14 protein-coding genes are annotated in these 20795 nt (G+C 46.0%); 10 read left to right on the top strand and 4 right to left on the bottom strand.

The features are described from left to right. Positions 1-14: 14 nt before the first annotated feature. On the bottom strand, positions 15-1091 hold the full coding sequence (locus AC5JPY_RS10275) for an esterase/lipase family protein (RefSeq protein ID WP_443527211.1): 1077 nt from the start codon (positions 1089-1091) through the stop codon (positions 15-17). Positions 1092-1390: 299 nt separating this feature from the next. On the opposite strand from AC5JPY_RS10275, the gene map reads away from it, so the two are divergent. Both map and glnD read left to right on the top strand, forming a co-directional pair. Next, entirely contained in the window at positions 1391-2182 is a 792-nt protein-coding gene (map, locus tag AC5JPY_RS10270) for a type I methionyl aminopeptidase (RefSeq protein ID WP_443527212.1), read from the top strand. Between the two features lie 241 nt (positions 2183-2423). Further along, positions 2424-5141, top strand: coding sequence for a [protein-PII] uridylyltransferase (gene glnD, locus AC5JPY_RS10265; RefSeq protein ID WP_493852402.1), 2718 nt, complete (start codon positions 2424-2426; stop codon positions 5139-5141). A 113-nt stretch (positions 5142-5254) separates the two neighbouring features. Here the strand turns inward: glnD and AC5JPY_RS10260 are convergent, their stop codons facing one another. Next, on the bottom strand, positions 5255-5926 hold the full coding sequence (locus AC5JPY_RS10260; RefSeq protein ID WP_493852401.1) for a hypothetical protein: 672 nt from the start codon (positions 5924-5926) through the stop codon (positions 5255-5257). A 264-nt stretch (positions 5927-6190) separates the two neighbouring features. On the opposite strand from AC5JPY_RS10260, the gene dapC reads away from it, so the two are divergent. The 8 genes from dapC (at position 6191) to AC5JPY_RS10220 (ending at position 15163) form a co-directional block, all read left to right on the top strand. Further along, the gene (dapC, locus tag AC5JPY_RS10255) at positions 6191-7399 is read left to right on the top strand and encodes a succinyldiaminopimelate transaminase (RefSeq protein ID WP_493852400.1); all 1209 of its coding nucleotides are present in this window, start codon (positions 6191-6193) and stop codon (positions 7397-7399) included. A gap of 153 nt (positions 7400-7552) precedes the next feature. Continuing rightward, positions 7553-9505 (top strand): DUF294 nucleotidyltransferase-like domain-containing protein, encoded by a 1953-nt coding sequence (locus AC5JPY_RS10250; RefSeq protein ID WP_493852399.1) that lies wholly within the window; start codon positions 7553-7555, stop codon positions 9503-9505. A gap of 17 nt (positions 9506-9522) precedes the next feature. Next, positions 9523-10128, top strand: a complete 606-nt coding sequence (locus AC5JPY_RS10245; protein ID WP_493852398.1) for a 3'-5' exonuclease — start codon at positions 9523-9525, stop codon at positions 10126-10128. Between the two features lie 192 nt (positions 10129-10320). Then, positions 10321-12300 (top strand): D-alanyl-D-alanine carboxypeptidase/D-alanyl-D-alanine-endopeptidase, encoded by a 1980-nt coding sequence (locus tag AC5JPY_RS10240; protein ID WP_493852397.1) that lies wholly within the window; start codon positions 10321-10323, stop codon positions 12298-12300. Between the two features lie 139 nt (positions 12301-12439). Beyond that, positions 12440-12925 (top strand): ABZJ_00895 family protein, encoded by a 486-nt coding sequence (locus AC5JPY_RS10235; RefSeq protein WP_493852396.1) that lies wholly within the window; start codon positions 12440-12442, stop codon positions 12923-12925. A gap of 126 nt (positions 12926-13051) precedes the next feature. After that, complete coding sequence (locus AC5JPY_RS10230; RefSeq protein ID WP_493852395.1) at positions 13052-13600, top strand: DUF421 domain-containing protein; 549 nt, start codon at positions 13052-13054, stop codon at positions 13598-13600. 96 nt (positions 13601-13696) lie between these two features. Then, entirely contained in the window at positions 13697-14185 is a 489-nt protein-coding gene (gene rlmH / locus AC5JPY_RS10225) for a 23S rRNA (pseudouridine(1915)-N(3))-methyltransferase RlmH (protein WP_443527221.1), read from the top strand. Positions 14186-14269: 84 nt separating this feature from the next. Further along, positions 14270-15163, top strand: coding sequence for a DODA-type extradiol aromatic ring-opening family dioxygenase (locus AC5JPY_RS10220; RefSeq protein ID WP_443527222.1), 894 nt, complete (start codon positions 14270-14272; stop codon positions 15161-15163). A gap of 61 nt (positions 15164-15224) precedes the next feature. Here the strand turns inward: AC5JPY_RS10220 and AC5JPY_RS10215 are convergent, their stop codons facing one another. Then, a complete protein-coding gene (locus tag AC5JPY_RS10215; RefSeq protein WP_443527223.1) occupies positions 15225-16718 on the bottom strand; it encodes an amidase in 1494 nt (497 codons plus the stop codon). A gap of 283 nt (positions 16719-17001) precedes the next feature. Next, positions 17002-20409, bottom strand: a complete 3408-nt coding sequence (locus tag AC5JPY_RS10210) for a DNA translocase FtsK (RefSeq protein ID WP_443527224.1) — start codon at positions 20407-20409, stop codon at positions 17002-17004. Between the last annotated feature and the right edge of the window lie 386 nt (positions 20410-20795).

Raw genomic sequence — 20795 nt, 5'->3', positions numbered from 1 at the left:
AAAACCTTACGCTCTTAAAGGTTAGCGTTTTTGAGACGATTGACCTGAGTACGGTAGATAGATTTTGGTTCAGAATCACCCCATGCTGTCAGACCTAGCACCTGATCAGCTGAATCCAAATGGTTCATTCTATAATTATCACGAATCACATAACCAAGACGACTCGAACAGGCAGATACCAACCCATCATTAGACTCACCTGCAAACGGTACACCCGTCGCGGCCAATAGATAATCGCTAGGATCAAGTGCGCTTGTGATTTGTCCAACACCGCTAAATGAGTAGTATTTGATGCCATTGACCGCAGTACTGGTTGGCTGACCACAGTAATTTCTTGGCATTGCTGCAGGGAATTTGGCATTAAAGCGCGCAGCACCGTCAGTTGATAACGCCATGAGTGCTTGCCAGCCATCTTGCTCTTGTATCTCTTTAAAACTGATACCTGAACCAACATCTGCAAAACCACCAATCAAATTAAAGACACCTGATACTAACTCTGTGGTGATGTTCGATGGCGTGCCAGTGTTGTTATTTGGTTCGAGGACGTTTTTGACAAAATCGGCTGTTTTTGACCCTTGCTCTGGGCTCGACACTGCTGTGACTGACGCCACGTACTTTGGTGCGACGCCAGCGACGTAACGAATATCTATACCGCCTTGACTGTGCCCAAACAAATTGACTTTAGGATCGCCTGAAATTGCAGCGATGGTTTTGACTTGTTGTAGCAGCTGCTCTCCGCGAATCTCACTGTTATTGACGGCTGACGTCTTGGTGGTATATACCTCCGAGCCACCTTTCATCAACTCTGTAGGGATGCCGTTGAAGTAATCGATAACCCCAAATAACTGGGTAAAACCACCAAGTCCATGGGCCATAACGACTGGGTATTTGGTTTTGGTATAGCTAGATGTGAAGTACCTGCTGTCAACCAGCTTACAACCATTGGCATTGGCACAATTATAGTACTGACCTGCTGCTTGGGCTGATGTGGTTTGTAGCGTCATTAACAAGACACCAGTACCGATTGAACCCAGTATTGGCAAAAAGGCTTTTGGTGTGATGGCGGCACGAACGTATGAAGAGAGTGTCATAACAACATCCTTGTTATCGTTGAGTTTGGTTATCCGTACCGCACAAAAGCGATAAAGATTGCTGCTAATTCCTTTAGCAGGCAAAATTACATTACTGATATCTTCTGTAACATTCAACTAAATTGTCAAAATATGAATATATTAGTGTGACTACGGGGTCATGTTCAGTTTTTGTAGGCTGTAAAGCAATTATTATCAATCATAATGATAGGTTGACTATCACTTAACCTAGAACTGCCGTTCTTCCATTTATGGTATAATCTGTCCACATGAAACCCATAATTACAAGATAGATGACGATGACTAAAAAAACCCTTATCCAGTCGGCTGATGCCATAGAAAAAATGCGCGTGGCTGGCAAACTCGCTAGTGATGTTCTGGTGATGCTCGATGAACATGTCAAAGTTGGCGTCAGTACCGAGGCATTGAACCAAATCGCTCATGACTATATTGTTAACGTACAGCAGGCTATCCCTGCACCGCTTAACTATAATGGATTTCCAAAATCCATTTGTACTTCAGTTAATCACGTGGTCTGTCACGGTATTCCAACTGAAAGCAAACTATTAAAAGACGGTGACATCATCAACATTGATGTGACTGTTATTAAAGATGGCTATTATGGCGATACCTCAAAAATGTGGATCGTTGGTAACGGCTCTATTATGGCGCAGCGTATTTGCAAAGTGGCACAAGACGCCCTATATGCTGGTATGAGTGTGGTCAAAAATGGCGCGCGTTTAGGCGATGTTGGCGCTGCAATCCAAGCAGTGGTAGAACCTGAGCGTTTTAGTATCGTGCGTGAGTTCTGTGGTCACGGTATCAGTAATGAGTTCCATCATGAGCCGCAGGTTATGCATTATGGCAAAAAAGGCACTGGGTTTGAGCTAAAAACAGGTATGACCTTTACCATTGAGCCTATGATCAATCAAGGCACATGGCAGACTAAAATCTTGCCAGATGAATGGACCGCCATTACCAAAGATCGTAAGCTATCTGCTCAGTGGGAGCACACTATGGTCGTGACAGACAATGGCTGTGAAGTCTTTACGACTCGCCCTGAAGAAGATTTAAGCTTTTTGACACAGTAAGACAATAAAAGATCGCCTAGGCGGTCTTTTTTTTGGCTCATTTTTTGGTCTGTGGTTAGGACATCTTTAGTCGAGCGATATTGAGTATTGTGCTGACAGGGTTTTTATCTTTATACTCTAATGACATAACCCTTTTTATTGATGGCTTTTGCCAGCAAGCAATGTGTTGATTGACCAGACATGCCAACTTCATAGATTAGCTTGATAGATTGACTTATAAACTCTTAATTGGATAACGCTCATGTTTAATTGCGATGGCGCTTCTATTGATCTCACGCCTCTCCCACTACTAGCTAACGCTACCGACAAACCATTGCTTGGGATTCCTGAATGGTTAGCACAAGTCAACGAGGATATCAGTCGCGAACTCGAACGTGGCACCAATATCCGTCAGTTGGTTGGCGCACGTGCTTGCGCTATCGATAGTTTACTCGTCGCTTTGTTCAAATGGTTTGAGCTAGACAAAACTGATTTGGCGTTTTTTGCGACTGGTGGCTATGGACGCGGTGAGTTATCTCTATATTCAGATATTGATATTTTGCTACTGTCTCCTGACGAAATAGACGCTGACGCCAGTAGCAAGATCGATAAGCTAGTTGCGTTGCTGTGGGATATTAGGTTAGAGCCTGCGCTTTCTGTACGTAGTGTCAGTGATGCTTTAGAGGCTGCACTTGATCATACTATTGCTAGTGCCCAGCTAGAAGCCCGACTGCTTATCGGCAACGAATCGTTGCAAGATATGCCAATCCAAATTGTGAATAAACAATGGTCTCCTCGCGCTTTTTTTGATGCAAAAATGGAAGAGACTAAAGCGCGCTATCTACAGCACAATTCTACCGAGTATAACCTTGAGCCAAATATCAAAACAGCGCCTGGTGGTCTACGTGATATTCATATTATTGGCTGGGTCACCAAGCGCTACTTTCGAGTAAGTAAGCTCTATGACTTGGTACAGCAGAACTTTTTGACTGAAAAAGAGTTTGATGAGCTTAATTTTGCAGAAGGCTATTTATGGCAGATACGTCACTACTTACATGTATTGACAGGTCGCAACGAAAATAAGTTACTGTTTGATTATCAGCGTGAGATTGCGCAGCTGATGGGTTACGAGACCCAACCAGACGATCAGCCCAATGCTGCCGTCGAACGCTTTATGCGCGACTATTATCGCTGTGCTATGCAGATATCCACGCTGTCTGAGATGCTCACCAGTCATTATTATGAGACCATCATAGAACCTCAGCTGCCTGATGATGAACGTCCAAAAAAGCAGCCAATCAATGCTAGATTTAACCGTATTGGTAATCGAATCGCTATAGCGCATCATCGCGTTTTCGCCCAGCATCCTGAGTCTATTTTAGAGATGTTTTTATTGATGGGTCAGCATGGTATCGATAAGGTTCGCACTCATACGTTACGTGCTCTAAAAATTGCCGCCCGAGGTATTGATCAAGTTTATCGAGACAACCCCGCTCATAAGACGCTGTTCTTATCTAACTTAAAAGAGCAAAACTATCTGTTCCATCGTCTACGTACCATGAATCGTTATGGGGTATTGGGCAACTATATTCCCGCTTTTGCTCAAGTCACAGGTCTCATGCAATATGACTTGTTCCATCGTTATACGGTAGATGCACATACTTTATTTTTGATTCGAATTTTGCATCGCTTTACCGACCCAATGTTCTCTGAGGATTTTCCGCTGGTCAGTGCTATCTTTCAGCGTATCGAACGCAAAGAGATATTGGTACTCGCGGCGATGTTCCATGATATTGCCAAAGGTCGTGGCGGCGATCATAGTGAGCTTGGTCAAACTGAATCGATTGAGTTTTGTTTGTCGCATGGGATGAGTCTGGCGGACGCCAACTTAGTGGGTTGGCTGACTCGCTATCATCTGTTAATGTCGATCACTGCCCAGAAAAAAGACATCTCAGACCCTGAAGTTGTGACCATCTTTTCAGATCTTATTGGCAACGTCACACACCTAAACCATCTGTATGTACTGACAGTGGCAGATATGAACGCGACCAATCCACAGCTGTGGAACAGCTGGCGGGCGACACTCATGAAACAGCTGTACTCACAGACTCGGCGCATTTTGCGCGCTGATATCGATGCGCCGACCAACCGCCAAGACATGATTAGCGCCACACGCACACAAGCGCTAACCATGCTAGATAACGTCAATAATCAGCATATGAACCGCGATGAAGTGTTGCGTTTATGGGATGATCTGGGCGATGAATACTTCTTGCGAGAGATTGCAGAGGATATTTTGTGGCACACTGAAGCTATCTTGAACCATCCACCGATTGGTCTTGCTTCTAATGCGGATAGTCCGCCACTGGTGGTCTTGCGTGAGCATCGTGAGCTGGCGCTTGACGCGGTACAGGTCTTCGTCTATACCCAAGATCAGATTAATCTGTTTGCCGTTACCATGGCTGTTTTTGACCAGATGAATCTCGATGTATTGGACGCCCGTATTATTACCGCGACCCGCGATTTTGCCCTAGACTCTTATGTATTACTAGATCCTAGCGGCACACTGTTGGTGGATCAAGACAGTCAGCAGGAGCTCAAACAGCGCTTGATTGATGCATTTAAAGATCCTACCGTTCTGAGGCTTGCAAACAAACGTATGCCGCGTCAGCTGAGACATTTTGAGGTTGAGACAGTTATCAATTTTGAATTCAATGAAGCATCGAACCAACACATCATGAGTCTCGAGACACTGGACCAGCCAGGACTATTGGCTCGGGTTGGACAGATGTTTTTGCAGGAGCAAATCGAAGTTCATGCGGCGCGTATTACTACGCTAGGTGAGCGTGCAGAAGATATGTTTTATATCAGTGACCAAAACGATAAACCACTATCTGCCGATAGGCTTGAAGCGTTAAAGTCAGCATTATTAGCCAGTCTAACAACCAAAAGAGAAGATAACGTGGTCTATAGCTACTAGCGTTACCGCTACTGGACATATAACTATCATGGATAATGGCTATTAGTCGGTCAACCACTAACTGGCATGACTGATATAGCTGACATAATAGCCAGTAGGATTAAGGGCACGCTTTATAGCGTGCTCTTATATATTATATTATCTGCATGTTCATGCAGTTCAGCGTCAGCAAGATCAGGTGGCAGTACGCCCAATTCAAGCGCTGTTTGAGTCATTATTAGACGTCCTGCGCTGATTTCTTTTTGTAGCAAACATTGTAAGCTTGCCAAATGAAACTGTCCTTTGAGGTAGTCATCTAACTGCGCTAAAGAGATAGGTGCTTTGGCATGCACGTCAGGATAAAGGCTGTCCTCTGCTAGAATAACCATCTCATTGAGCATCTCTTCGCTCATGAGCTCATCTTTATCTATTTTGCGTTGTAGTTTATTTTCTAATCGACCTTTGGCAGCAAAAGCACTGATATAGAGTATGGTCTGCAGTACAAACAACGACACATACTGCCATGCCGTTAGCGATATATTCAGCAGGTTATTAAGCAGCATCAATGCCATGGCTACGACCACATAGCCGACCAGCTGCCACACCAACCACATGATCAGGCTGTTTTCGCCAAACCAAAACACTTTCTTTTCTTGACGTTCAATCAGTTGCTCCCGCGCTTGCCACCAGCACTGTTCACGCTCTTTTAGCAACTTGTATAAATTGGTAGACTGCAAGTCAGTATTAAGATTTTTATTGTTGGTATCTTGAGCGATGAGATCATCGTTATTTAGCACACTAGACATATCAAATCATCCTCAAAATGATCTACCCCTTATGCTGGTAGCCATCTTTTATATTGTTATAAGGTATTAACCGTAAAGCGATTTGATGGATTCGGGTATTATAATATAGGCTGTCATAGAAGCAGCCCTAGGCATCAGATATCATGAATTCGCACGCGCGGTATAAGAACAAAAAAGACAAAAAATAAGAGAAGTGCTACACTGCTCTTATGTAAACTTTCTTTATAACTTTATTATTAATTGTCTATTATAGTTACCAAACATATGAATCACAACTTAGAGAATCTGCACCCCTATCCATTTGCAAAGATGGCAACGTTGTTGGCTGATAGCAAGCCTGCCAACGGTTACAGTGAAATCAAACTAGGTATTGGTGAGCCAAAACATAAGCCGCCTGCGTTTGTGCTGGACGTACTAAGCGAAAACTTGGACAAAATAAGTCGTTACCCGACCACGAACGGTATGTTTGAGTTGCGTCAGACGATTGCCCATTGGTTAGAGAAGCGCTTTTTTCTCAATCATGTTGATGCCAATACCCAAGTACTGCCTGTAATGGGGACTCGTGAAGCGATATTTAGCTTTGTACAAGCCGTTGTCGATCAAGATGCAGGTGAATCTGCGGTGTCACCGACCGTTGTCATGCCCAACCCGTTCTATCAAATATACGAGGGCGCAGCCATACTGGCACAAGCAGCGCCTTACTTTGTTTCTTGTACATTGGACAATGACTTTAAGGGTGATTATCGCGCTGTGCCGCAAGAGGTGTGGGCACGTACGCAGCTTCTGTTTGTCTGTAGTCCGAATAATCCAACCGGCTCGGTTATGACTATGGAGGATTGGGAGTACCTTATTCGCCTATCAGATCAGCACGGTTTTATCATTGCTAGTGATGAGTGCTATAGCGAGCTGTATTTTGATACTGCTCCTATCGGACTGTTGCAGGCTTGCGCGGCGCTCGGTCGACGGGATTTTAAGAACTGCGTTGTCTTTCACTCCTTATCTAAGCGCTCAAACCTACCTGGTCTGCGCTCTGGCTTTGTGGCGGGTGATGCCAAGATTTTGCAAGCGTATTTGCAGTATCGTACCTATCAAGGCTGTGCGATGCCGATACCACATCAGCTTGCCTCTATTGCAGCATGGCAAGACGAGAAGCATGTGGCACACAATCGTGCCCTGTATCAAGAGAAGTTTGCGCTATGGATGTCTGAGCTGGGTCAGCTGCTAGAGCTACGGATGCCAGATGCTGGTTTTTACTTTTGGATAAAAGTGCCTGAGCAGTTCGATGGTGATGATGAAGTGTTCGTCAAAGCCCTATATGAACAGGCTAATATTCACGCGTTGGCAGGACGCTATCTATCGCGCGAGATCGATGGTAACAATCCTGGACAAGGGTTTGTCCGTGTTGCGCTCGTTGCTAGTGTCGATGAAAGCCGCGAAGCGATACATCGTATTCGCAAATTACTAGGAGCATAGACAGCTACTTAGAAATTTTCACTCTAAGCAGTACAACAGTCTCTAATAACCTTAATATAAATAGGGTTGTTAGAGGCTTTTGCATTAAGGGTTTTGTAGTAATAGTGCTATAGTAAAAGCTCTATTGCAGAATATGCCATCAAGGATGATGCCATGCCCCATCTTGATTTTACCCAGCCGCCCTTTGACGTATTGAGCTTAGCTGAGCGTCAAAGCATTAGAAAAAACACTCAAATCCGCTACCTTGCTAAAAATGAAAGCTTGCCGATAGAAGATATGCAATATCTGTATGTGGTCATTAAAGGGCAGATTGAGCAATCACTGGGTGGTGAGTTTGTCGCTTCCTATCTAGGGAGCAACCACTCTGATGATCCGAACAACAACGATTGGTTTGATAGCCGGCGTTTACCTGAGACAGGCATCAAAAGCAGCACACAAAAAACTGCAATCTCGCCTGCACAATCGTATCAATTTCGAGCCAATGAAGAGACCTTGCTGCTGCAAGTTAATGGCACCACCGTCGATAAGATCAGCGCACAAAATCATCTGGTACGACAAATGCTATCAGACAAATTACCAGAACGACTAAAAGCCCTGCAGCAGCGCCGTAGCAACCATAAAGCGCGTGATCCTACCCGCTATACCAATCAACAAGAAGTACAGCAAATTATGCTACAACCGGTGAGAGAGGTTCATCTATTACCAGTACATACCGTCAATGCCAATAGCAGCTTATATGACGCTGCGCGTATCATGACCCAAGCTGGGCTAAAGCATGTGCTGGTACGACCGCTTGAACATATAGAAAATAGATCAGGGACCGAAGACGAAATGCCGCTCGTGCTAGGTATTCTCACTGATACTGATATTTGCCGTGCCATCAGTGACAGACAAGATCCTGCCAAAACCCTTTGCCAGTGCTATACCAATTTTAAACTACGTACCATCAAAGCCACTGACGAAATTGGTGACGCACTACTCACCATGACCCGCTACCGCATTCATAGACTGCCAGTAATTGATAGTAATGGTAGTGTCATTGGTGTACTGGGGCAAAGCGATATGCTGGCTCATATTGGTCATCATTCACAGCTCATCAGTATTCAAATAGAGCAAGCAACTGATCTATCAAGCCTAGATACGGCAGTCGAACTCATCGGGCGCTATATTCGGGCGCAGCATCAAAACGGTGTAAAAATCGGTAATATCAGCCGGATGGTGCAGACCTTAAATGCACAAGTATTTACCAAGCTGTGGCAACTGATCGTACCTGATGAGGTCATCCGCAATACTTGCCTCATCGTCATGGGTTCAGAAGGTCGCGGTGAGCAAATCATGCGTACCGATCAAGACAATGCACTCATCATTCGTGATGACTATACTCATCCTGATTTGGCGCAGTTTGCCGAGACGTTTAATACCCACTTAGCAACGCTTGGTTATCCGCTGTGCGATGGCAATATCATGATGACCAACCCCATGTGGCGGCAACCCCTCAAACCGTTTACCGCACAGATTGGCTTATGGTTTAGGAACACTGATCCGATGCATGCTATTTACTTGTCTGCCATACTAGATGGAGAGTACGTCTGCGGTGATGAGACCCTGCTCACACAGGTGCGTCAGCATCTAAAACTTGCTCATAGACAAGCCGATCCAATGTTTGTACGTCAGTTTGCACGTGCGGCACTGCAGTTTGGTGATGTCAATCAGTGGTGGCAAAAGTTTGTCCCTTTGATAGGCGGTAAATCAGTATCAGTAGATATTGATCTAAAAAAAGCAGGTATCTTTCCACTGGTTCATGGTATCCGTGCCTTGGCAATAGAATACGATGTGCTCGATGTCCCTAGTAGCAAAGACCGCTTAAAAGCTTTGGTACAGGCTGATGCCTTGAGCCAAGAGCGCGCCAGTACGCTACTAGAAGCCTTAGAGTTTTTTATGGCGCAGCGTCTATCAGTGGCACTGTCAACCGATGACAAACACGCACGGCAGGTCAATCCGATGACGCTGACTGCCCTTGAACGTGATCTATTCAAAGAGTGTCTGGCAGTCGTAAAAAGCTTTAAAAATCAGCTGCGTCAACATTATCAATTAGAAATAGCATAAATGAATGGATGACAAACATGAGCTGGCTACAGCAGTTATCTCGCGCTTGGCAAAGGACGCAGCTACAGCGCCCAGAGCTAGAAACAATGTTCACCACACCTTTGGCTGAGCAGTGGGTAGCGATTGACTGTGAGATGACCGGAATAAACCCCAAAAAGCACCATTTGCTATCTGTAGCGGCAATACATATCAATAGTAATACGATCAACACAGGTGATGGTATGCATGTGGTATGCAGGCCTCCTGTGATGCCAGATCGCGACACCATTGTCATTCATGGTCTGCGTACTGCCGATGTCGAGCATGGAATGAGCTATGAGGACATGTTGGCATTATTGCTACCCTTTATAGGCAATCGACCGATTGTCGGATTTTGCACACAGCTAGACCTGGCGTTTTTGAATCCGTTGGTCAAACGCTACATGGGCACAGCGCTGCCAAATGACATTATCGACTTACGCCATTTACACAGTCAGCGTATGAGTGGTCAGGCCCAGAACCTTCTTGGTCAGTCTCAGGACCTAACCCGTATCTTAGCGCATTATGATATTCCTGAGCTTGGCGCTCACGACGCTTATAACGATGCGATCATGACAGCGATGGCATTTTTGCATGTGCGCTAATATCTGCCATCGGTGATAAAATTGAGCTTGTGACAGCATGGGCGAAAACAGTAACTCATGTTACCATAGGCGGTTTTTACCACCTGATGAAACCTGCTCATGCGATACCCTGCTAAGTGCGATATACCCAAGCGAAATAATCATCCATCTATCACGCCTAAAATCAAAGCATGTATCAGGGGTTGTAATCGTATGCTGTCGTTCAACCAATCGACTAAACACCTATCTGTGTTGGCACTATTGTCAGCAGCGCTAGTGACGCCAGTTCACGCGTACGCCGCACTGCCAGACGCTATTCGATCGGCATTGTCGCGGGCCGATCTCACAGACTCGGATATCAGTATTGTCATCACACCCGTAGGTGATAAGAATACCAGTCGTCTGCCCTCTCCTATTCAGGTGACCGACAGCAGTGATGCTAATAAGCAATCGACGCAGGCGGCAGTAGCTAAAGATACATCGACTGATATGACTGCTGGCAAGAACCGCTCTAGCCATGTTGCAGATCATCCTGACCAGCAGAGCGCACTGATCACGATAGAACAGCGCACTATTGAAAAACACGAGCAAAAAATACACGCTTATACTGATGACCCTTATACTTATCAGAGTGTAGAGAGCGTCCCAACCGTATTGCCGGACGACACACCTAAGCTGACGCATGATACGAATAGCGCTGTTGATGCTGGTCGCACTGTTAACAATGAAAGCACCTCAATAAAGATTTCTTTTTCACCTTTGCTGAACCATCAGTCGAACATCTCACGTACTCCTGCCAGCACTATGAAACTCGTTCCCAGTTTTATCGCTTTAGATACATTAGGAGCGGATTTTGTCTGGTACACACGGGTCTACCACACTGGTATCGTCATCGGCGACCGCCTGTATGGTGATTTGATCATTCAGGGTAGTGGTGATCCAAAGATGACTCACGAGCGGTTGAAACAACTGCTTTATAAAGTACAAGCCTCAGGTATTCGCCACATCGATGGCGATATCATTGTCGATAGCGCCATATTTAAGAACGTGAGCGAAGATCCCGCTGCCTTTGATAACTCGCCTTTGCGCCCTTATAACGCAAGCCCCGATGGGTTTTTGGTTAATTTTAGCACTATCGGTATCAAAACCTATCCTTTAGAGAATGGTCAAGCCAGCCTAGTCTATAAGCCACGATTGGCAAACTATAACCTACCAGATAAGATAAACACCCGCGAAGCTTCCTGTGGACAGGCAAGCTATAGTCTAGCGCCGCAGTGGCAAGCAGAGCAGCTCACACTCAATGCCAACCTGCCAGAGCGTTGCGGTGAGCATGTGTTTTATGTCGCGTATCCTAATGCGAAGGAATTTGCCGCCCATGTCGTCGCGGCAAAATGGCAAGCGCTAGGTAATACCTTGAGCGGAAAAGTTATCTCGCAAGAAACGCCTTACCATAATCATAAAATCCAAAAAACATCACCTAGTCTCACAGCTATTGCGATGTCACCTCTGCCGATAGTCAGCTTCCCTTCTTTGAATCTTGCGCAGCAAATTCATGATATTAACCACTTCTCAAACAATGTCATGGCTGAGCAAGTAGCACTATCTATAGGGGCGTACGACAAATCAGAAATGGCGCCGGCCATGCCTGCTGGTCAACCTATCGCTGATCCAAACAGCACATCAACAAGCAATAAAAAACCAAGTGCACAAGATAATTCTCAAAAGATCGATAGCTTATATCAGTTTGGTAAACCTCATACAACCGACTACTCATCAGCCTTACAGACCATTGATCATTGGTGGCAAGCCAATCTGAGCACACCGTCCCCTTATTTAACCAATGGCTCAGGACTGTGCCGTAGCTGTACTATTACAGCCGCCAACCTTGCCGAGCTGTTGACGTATGCTTATGGTCACCCAAGCTTTGCCGCTTACGTTGACTCGTTAGGTATCGCAGGGGTCAGTGGCACCATTGCGGCTCATAACGAGCGCTTACCTGAGTCGGCAGCGATTGGCCGAGCATGGATAAAGACAGGCACACTAAATAATGTCACCTCGATGGCAGGTTATGTCAAAGGGGTATCCGGTCAAGACTATGTGGTCGTTGGTATCATCAATACCGAGCAAGCGCTAAATCCTTATACCGCCAGACCCGTACTCGATGCGATGCTTGACTGGACCGCTCAGCGCTGACTCTAACAACATTTTTTGGCAAATCGTAAACACTCAAATAGGCACTCATCGTATTCAGTGTTTTGACGCAGGCACTATGATGCTTTGCTGCATGTATTATCTCTATATCTCTACTATTTTATTTTACAAAGGTAAGCCTATGTCACGCCAGACAACCACGCTCAATAAATCACCAGCGCTTGCAAGCCCTCAGCCTAAACTGGCGCAATATGTTGGCTTTTTTGCGATTGGCTATACGCTTGCCAGTACGATATTTATGATGATTCAGACTCAGTTTGCGCTCAACTCACAACTGGTGATGGTGGTCTCTATTATTGTCGGCGCCTATATTGCTGTGAGCAAGTTTCTCAAGCATCATCAGCGAGCCTTGGCTAAAGGCGAAATCAATACCATTATGTTTGGCGGTGTCGCTATTGTCTGGTTATTGACAGCTATTTATTTTTTGGCAATATGGTTTTGGTTGTTTGATATGGTCAGCCGTGAGGTATTGTTTGAGATGGCGATGGCACGGCCGCTACCACTACTCTCTTCTCTGGTTATGATGTTTGTATTCACCTTGGTCAGCGCACGCCTTAGCATCTGGGTGATCAATCATTTTTTGAACCCTATACATAAGAACACCTAAGCACAGCCAACTGTCTACAAGGTGCTACAAAGTTTTCCCCTACTCATACGTAAAATCCGTTAGGCTAACTTTAACGAGTAGGATTTTAGCGGTTATGTGTTTTATCTTATAAGAGGAGCAAACATCATGGAAATGGTCTTTTTTGACAACATAGATAAGCTTGGTCGCATTGTTCTGACAACGGTCATGGTCTACGTGTTGATCGTACTGGTCACCAAAGCCTCAGGTAAGCGATCGACGTCACAGCTCAATAATTTTGATTGGATCGTCACGGTCATGATTGGCTCATTGGGCGCAAGTACTATCTTGCTAAAAAACATCCCATTCATCGAAGGGGTGTCCTCTATTTTAGTATTGTACCTCTTACAGTTCTTGGTGACCAAGTACGCCTCTATCTCACCGCAATTTAGCAGTGTGATTTTGTCCGATCCACGGATTGTGTTTTATCAAGGACAGTTTTTGCCAGAGGCGATGCGCGCGGAGCGTTTAACTCGCCAAGAAATCGAATGTGCGATGCGCGACGAAGGTATAAACAACTTTGACGACATTGAAGCCGTTGTCTTTGAATCTGATGCCAAGCTCAGCGTGATTCCAAAACCAAAACCATCTGATGAGAGCGATGATAGCCAAAGTAAAGATCGTAGCGTATCAGAAACGCTCAAACCGTTGATGTGAGTTTTTGAAGATAACGTAGTAGATATCGTGTTGTCGTATACACAGTAGTTTTCGTGATGATTTTGATAGTTATTGATAATTAAGTTGGTAGGTATTATGAAAGTAAGAATTTTGAGCGTTGGTAATAAAATGCCGAGCTGGGTACAAACAGGGTTTGATGAATACTTTAAGCGTATTCAGCCGATGCTAAGCACAGAGATTGTAGAGATTGCTGCTGCAAAACGGGCAAAGAACCCATCAGATGCCAATCTAGCACAGTACCGTGAGCAAGAAGGTCAAGCGATATTGGCCGCGCACAATGCTGCAAGCCGTGAGCAGCTATGGGTACTCGATGTCAAAGGTAAAATGCTATCGACCGAGGGACTGGCAGATAAACTCTCAGGTGCCATGCAGCAAGGCGATGATATTGCCTTGGTCATTGGCGGTGCAGATGGGGTATCACCAGAAGTGCTGGCAAAGGCAGATGTAAAATGGTCTTTGTCGGCGCTGACATTACCGCATCCTCTAGTTCGTGTTGTTCTCATGGAGCAGTTATACCGCGCGATGAGTATCAACAACAACCATCCTTATCACCGTGGTAATTAGATACGAGCCATAACAGCGGTCTTACTCTAAAATATCCATCAGACAACGGATTGAAAAACCAGCGCGCGCCCTAATAAATGCTACATGAAATATCCAAAACGCGCGACCTCTAACGCCTCTCAAATTACGCAACAGCGTGATCATTATCACGATAGTGCACCGACGCCCATTACCTCTGCCGCGGCATGGGACAGTGCGTCTGCGGTAATTTCTAATACGGCCAAACTACCGGCACTGTTTATCTCGCATGGGGCACCCACACTTGCAATTGAGCAATCTGCCACAACCAGCGCACTAGCACGTATAGGGCAAAACCTACCGAAACCACGTGCCATCGTCATTATGTCGGCACATTGGCAATCAGCAAAGCTCGAGATTAGCAGTAACCCGCAGCCAAAGACGTGGCATGATTTTTCGGGGTTTTCGCCTGAACTGTACGAGCTGCAGTATCCTGCATCAGGTCAGCCAGCGCTAGCTGAGACACTTGCTCAGCAGCTCACCGCACGTGGTATCACCTGTAGCGTCAACCCAATGCGCGCTTGTGACCATGGGGTGTGGGCGCCGCTGAGACATCTGTACCCAGAGGCAGATGTACCTATTGTCCAAGTATCCTTGCCGCAGCATTATGACAGTATCGCCTGCTATCAATTGGGGGCGCAGCTTGCGCACCTACGTGATGAGCAGATACTTGTGATTGGTTCAGGTAATATCACTCACAACCTGCAAGCACTACGCTGGGAAGCCGATAGTATCGATCAAGCGGCCAAAGCCTTTAAGCAATGGTTGCTCCAGCAGCTCAAGATAGATATACCTACTGCCCTCGACTGGCAACAATACCCTGAGTACAAAGACATTCACCCAAGCGACGAGCATTTGCTACCGCTGTTTTTTGCGTTAGGTGCCGGTCAGCGCGTCTCTGTCGTTCATCAAAGCATGGCGCATCATAGCTTGGGCATGGATATTTATCGCTTTGACTAGCTCCTGTTTATTAGCGCCTACTTATTATTAGCGCCTACTTATCTAATCAAAACGCATAAAACTACTTCTCAAAAGCAGGTTTAGTAAATAAGCCTGCTCGTTCTATCTCACCTGCTAGACTCAATAAGGTCGCCTCATCATTCATACGGCCGATGAGCTGCATACCAATCGGCAAGCCTTTTTTGCTCATGCCGACAGGTACTGACATAGCTGGCAACCCTGTAATATTGCCCAGTAGTGTAAAGCCCATTTTTCCTAATACAGGGGCGCTCAGCTTTTCGATCATGCCTGACTTAAAGGCGTATCCACCCATATCAAACCCTTTATTGAGCACTCCAGCACTACGCATCATCATCTCATCCATGCGACTAGGTGGTAGCACACCATGTTTGACAGCAGGCGTCGGTACGGTCGGGGACAAAATCATATCGTAAGTATCTAATAACAGACCCGTTTGATATTGACTGTGATGCCAACCGTGCTTGGCATGGACCAAATCTACTGCCGATAACGAGCGTCCAAGTAGCGCCATATTATAGGTTTGCGGCTCTAGGTTTTTGATATGCTCAGACCCAAACTCCCGCTCGATATTATCAATCGTAAAGGCAGTATGTGCGCACACCACTACGATAAAGTCGTGCCAAAACTGCTCGATATTGATATCTGGCTCAGCGTGTACGACCTGATGCCCCATAGACTCTAGTTGCTTGGCGGTTTGCTCTAGTACAGCAAGGACTTCTTTATCCACGGCAGTATTGGCGATCAGTGGCTGCTGCTGCAACGCAATTTTGAGTGGTCTGGGCGCACGCATCGCCGCTTGCAAAAAAGTCCCATCTGGCGGCGCAATGACATATGGCGCCCCAATCTCTTCACCACTCGTGGCATCGAGCATCGCGGCACTATCACGTACTGAGCGTGTGATCACATGATCGGCAACTGCCCCGTCCCAGCCTTCACCAAGATTAGGTCCCATTGGGTTGCGTCCGCGGCTGGGTTTTAGTCCAAATGTACCGCACCACGCAGAGGGAAACCGTATCGAGCCGCCACCGTCACCGCCGCCTGCCATCGGTACGACACCGCTCGCGACTGCTGCTGCACTACCGCCTGATGAGCCACCAGAGCTATAGCCTTTTTTAAACGGATTGTGAGTGGCGCCATGCGCTTTTGGCTCGGTGGTGATAATTAAACCAAACTCTGGCGTATTGGTCTTACCGAAGGTGTTGACGCCTGTCGACTTCATTCGTTTGACGATTTCGCTGTCTTGTGCTGAGATGATATTGACACTACGGCTACCCATCGTAATAGGCTCATCAGCGAAGCTAAATGACAGATCTTTGAGCAAGTAAGGTACACCCGTAAACACACCAGATGGCAGTCCTGCCTGCGCAGCATCGTAAGCGCGCTCATCAAATCGATGCACAATGGCATTGAGCTTGGGGTTCACTTCATTGGCTTGATAGACCGCGGCGTCCAACAGCTCCTTTGCACTGACGTCACCTGCATTGACCAATGCCGCTAACCCTATGGCATCATACTGAGTATATTCTTTAAACATAACTGACCTTCCTTGGAGAGTAACTGTCGTAAATTTTGGGATGATTGCTTTTTAAAATATATACATATTTGCCTAATATACTTCTTTTAGTTTAGTACAAAAAGCCATCACGAATAATGGATAAACAAACTCATTAGTCATTTGAAGTATTCAGTGACGTCTACTTGAATATAGACACAGTTCACTTCAACACTTTCAACTTAAAGATATCTATCTTAATTTAAAGCAAAAAAAACGAGCCACTTTCGTGACTCGCTTTTCCGTTATCAACTTGAACCTATCGCTACATCAATAGTTCACGCTTACCACTTTTGCCCATAGAGCTGACCAATCCCGCTTCTTCCATAGAGTCAACAATACGCGCCGCACGGTTGTAGCCGATACTAAATTTACGCTGGATACTAGAGGCTGAAACCTTGCGCGTTTCCATGATAAAGGCGACCGCATCATTGTATAGGTCATCGTCTTCACCAGAAGCATTGGCACTACCACCGCTACCCGGACTAGACAGCTCAAAGTTCCCCGCCATATTATCGATATAGTCAGGCGCACCGCGCTCACGCCACGCATCACAGACACGGTTGACCTCTTCGTCACTCACATAAGCACCATGCACACGATCTGGCTCAATCTGCCCAGGTCCTAAGAACAACATATCACCGTTGCCCAGCATATCTTCAGCACCGCCACTATCTAGGATCGTACGTGAATCGACTTTTGAGTTGACTCGTAGCGCTGCACGCACGGGAATGTTTGCTTTGATCAAACCAGTAATAACATCGACGGATGGACGCTGTGTGGCTAGCATCAGATGGATGCCTGCTGCCCGTGATTTTTGTGCCAAACGCGTGATGAGCTCTTCGGCTTGTTTACCAACCTGCATTATCATATCCGCAAACTCATCGGCGACAATAACAATCATCGGTAAGGTTTTGAGCTTTGGTGCTTGACTGATACTGACGCTATCGTTCGGTCGCCATAGTGGGTCGAGCATAGGATTGCCTGATTGTTCTGCTGCCATGACCTTTTTGTTGAACTCATTGAGCTTACGCACTTTGAGTAGGCTCATTAATTGATAGCGGCGCTCCATCTCTGCCACACACCACGACAAGCTACTGGCAGCCTCTGTCATATCAGTGACTACCGGTGTTAATAGATGCGGAATGTCATTATAGTTGGCAAGCTCAAGCTGCTTTGGATCAATCAAGATCAGGCGCAGCTCGTTGGGCGTATATTTGAGTAGCATAGAGAGCAGCATCGAGTTGACCAGTACTGACTTACCAGAGCCTGTCGTACCAGCAACCAGCATATGCGGCGCGCGCGCAAGATCAGTGATAATAGGGTTGCCACCGATATCTTTTCCCATTGCCATACTGATTTGTGCTTTGGGGTCTTTGAAAGTATCCGTATTTAACAGCTCAATTAAGCGTACCATTTCACGTTTTTTATTGGGTACTTCGATACCGATATATGGCTTGCCCGGTATTACTTCGACCACACGTAGTGACGCCATAGATAGTGAACGCGCCAAGTCACGCGAGATACCCGTTACCTTACTCGCTTTGACACCAGCAGCCAGCTCTACCTCAAAACGAGTCACAACAGGCCCTGGGATAGCGTTAACGACAGACGCTTTTACATTGAACTCCTGTAGCTTAATCTCTAACAATTCAGATAACTGTTCAAGCTCAGCGACGGTATAGCTAGGCTTACGGTCAGGATCGGGCTTATCCAGTATAGAGACCTCTGGAATGGGCGTAAGGCTGCTGCGATAGGCCGCCGTTTGCATAGAGCGTGATTTTTGACTGAATGCTGCATCATCGCTAATGTGCGGCATAACTGGGGCACTCGCATTCTTAGCACTGTCATCTTCTGGCATCATATCCGTGATATGGTTGCTGCTATCACCCTCAGGTACAGCAAAACTAACAGATGGTTTTGCTGCGGTTGTTGGCTGTGTGTCTGCAACTGGGCTTACCGATTCTACTGTTGGAGCTGCCTTCGGGTTTGCAGGTGGTGTATTGGTTGGTGTCATATCTGAGGTATCTGACACGGTTGGTACGACGTCCATTGCTGCTGCAATCGGCTCTTCAGATACAGATAGTGATGCCTCATCATACGGCTGTTCTGCTGGCTCAGCAGCTGGCTTAGGAGACGACTTATCTGTAGAGCTAGCGGTTACCTGTGGTATGGGCTCTATTATTTGTTCCTGTACCGCTTGTTTAGCGACAGGTTGTTCAATTGCAGGCTTTTCGATTACTTCCTGAACTTTAGCCTGTTCAACTTCAGGTTGCTCAATGACGGCTTGCTCAACTCGAGCCTGTTCCGTTATAGCAGTATCTTGAATACTCTGAGAGTCTTGCATTGCACCGTTTGTGGCAGGTTCAGATAGATCACCATGCTCGGCCAGCCATGCTTCTGCTAACTGATCGACGCTTTGGCTCGTATCACTTGATTGAGTTGTTTCAGGCTCATTAGCTTGTAGCTGATCAGCGAACTCCTGGTTATATTCAGCAGGTTCAGTCGCAGCTGTTTGCGCAATTGGCATCGTCTGGGAGTTTGATGCCCGCTCCTCTTCGGGCATGTCTATAGTCGTGTCTGTCTGAGTATAGTTAAGTACAGGCGCACTAGAGCTCTCTATACTGCTGGCACCATAAACCATATGCTCACTCGCGAGCAGGTCATCAACCGTATTAGCATCGTTCCATGCAAAACTTGGCTCGACTTTTCGAGCAGGTATCGCGGTAGGAGCTGACATTGCTGGTGGTGCCATATGGTTCGCTGCGCTATCAGCCATAACACTGGTAGTCGCCGCCGCTGTATATAGTGGTGCACTTTTCTCATCGCTTGACGTAGTGGCTTCTTTTGCGGTCGCTATAGAGGCTTTGACGCTGTCTGCTAACCCTGATGTCGACAAGAAATCTGACAACACATTACTGAATCGGCTACTGTTATCTACCTCATTAATACTATCAGTATGATCAGCTGATTGCAGCTTAAGTGGCAGTTGTTCATGCTCTACTTGCTGCTCAGCCTGATCATCTACGCTGTGGCTATCGTCTTGTGACGCACTGATTGGCAGAGTAACGTCTACAGCCTCTTTGTTTTTTACGCCTGAGCCAAGCCACGATAACGCCGTAATCTTCTGATATATCGCAAGCCAATGAATATTGAAAGCAAAAGTAGCTGTAATCACGACGAATACCGCCAAGAAAGCCACACTACCCCACTGCAATAGTAGCTGCGCCAAGCGCTCTTGTAACTCAAGACCGATAATACCACCAGCAACACCTTCAAGTCCCATCGATGCAGGGTTAGTCACTTGTTGAATTAGGGCGACCAGTTGTGCAAATAACGCACTAGCAGTCAGCAACAAAAACACGTAAGCGACCAGTCGCATGAGCCAAAACGTGGGTTTATTGTCCCACCAAATAAGAATCGACTCATAAACGACAAATGCTAAAAACCACCAGGCACCAAACCCAAAAAAGCTGTAGAGCAAGTCAGATAACCAAGCACCCGTCTGACCACCCATATTATTGATGGTTGTCATGTCACTACTAATATGCGACCAGCTAGGATCATTACCTGTGTAAGTCATTAGAATGACAAACAGATATACGGCCAGTATTAACCCAAGGAGGGTAAACATTCCCTTTTTTAAATACTCAATATGCGGTGCTGATATCACGTAAAATCTGCCTTGTTGTTAATACTAAATGGTCGCCAACGCATGACTAAGCCTAATCATGCTGACATAAAGTGCTGACATAGATGTACCTCGCAGAGTGTTTTTGGTAGGGAGGCATTTATCATAAGACGCTAGCATCATAAGAACGCACAACCGTCATTGTCACCCAAACCCTACCTCACTCGGCATAACTCCTTATAATAACAAATACATAGGTACAGTGGCGACAGTCTTATAAATAAAGCGTGTAGGAAAGTAAATCGAGACGCTATTTGTGCAAAAAAACCGTCCACCAATAGAGTATTGCTAACAGAATACTGCTAGCGGTTTTGTACAAACGCTATAAAATACCAGCTGTTTCTAGCGCTAGTATTTCAAGGTTATTA

The organism is Psychrobacter sp. H27, assembly GCF_059072655.1.
Note: the sequence above shows the minus strand (reverse complement) of the source record. Positions and strands in the feature narration are given on the sequence as shown.

Coding starts and splice junctions, on each gene's coding strand:
- AC5JPY_RS10240 (WP_493852397.1), top strand. CDS start 10,321: ATGCTGTCGTTCAACCAATCGACTAAACACCTATCTGTGTTGGCACTA.
- AC5JPY_RS10220 (WP_443527222.1), top strand. CDS start 14,270: ATGAAATATCCAAAACGCGCGACCTCTAACGCCTCTCAAATTACGCAA.
- glnD (WP_493852402.1), top strand. CDS start 2,424: ATGTTTAATTGCGATGGCGCTTCTATTGATCTCACGCCTCTCCCACTA.
- AC5JPY_RS10260 (WP_493852401.1), bottom strand. CDS start 5,926: ATGTCTAGTGTGCTAAATAACGATGATCTCATCGCTCAAGATACCAAC.
- AC5JPY_RS10215 (WP_443527223.1), bottom strand. CDS start 16,718: ATGTTTAAAGAATATACTCAGTATGATGCCATAGGGTTAGCGGCATTG.
- AC5JPY_RS10245 (WP_493852398.1), top strand. CDS start 9,523: ATGAGCTGGCTACAGCAGTTATCTCGCGCTTGGCAAAGGACGCAGCTA.
- dapC (WP_493852400.1), top strand. CDS start 6,191: ATGAATCACAACTTAGAGAATCTGCACCCCTATCCATTTGCAAAGATG.
- AC5JPY_RS10275 (WP_443527211.1), bottom strand. CDS start 1,091: ATGACACTCTCTTCATACGTTCGTGCCGCCATCACACCAAAAGCCTTT.
- rlmH (WP_443527221.1), top strand. CDS start 13,697: ATGAAAGTAAGAATTTTGAGCGTTGGTAATAAAATGCCGAGCTGGGTA.
- AC5JPY_RS10230 (WP_493852395.1), top strand. CDS start 13,052: ATGGAAATGGTCTTTTTTGACAACATAGATAAGCTTGGTCGCATTGTT.
- map (WP_443527212.1), top strand. CDS start 1,391: ATGACTAAAAAAACCCTTATCCAGTCGGCTGATGCCATAGAAAAAATG.
- AC5JPY_RS10235 (WP_493852396.1), top strand. CDS start 12,440: ATGTCACGCCAGACAACCACGCTCAATAAATCACCAGCGCTTGCAAGC.
- AC5JPY_RS10250 (WP_493852399.1), top strand. CDS start 7,553: ATGCCCCATCTTGATTTTACCCAGCCGCCCTTTGACGTATTGAGCTTA.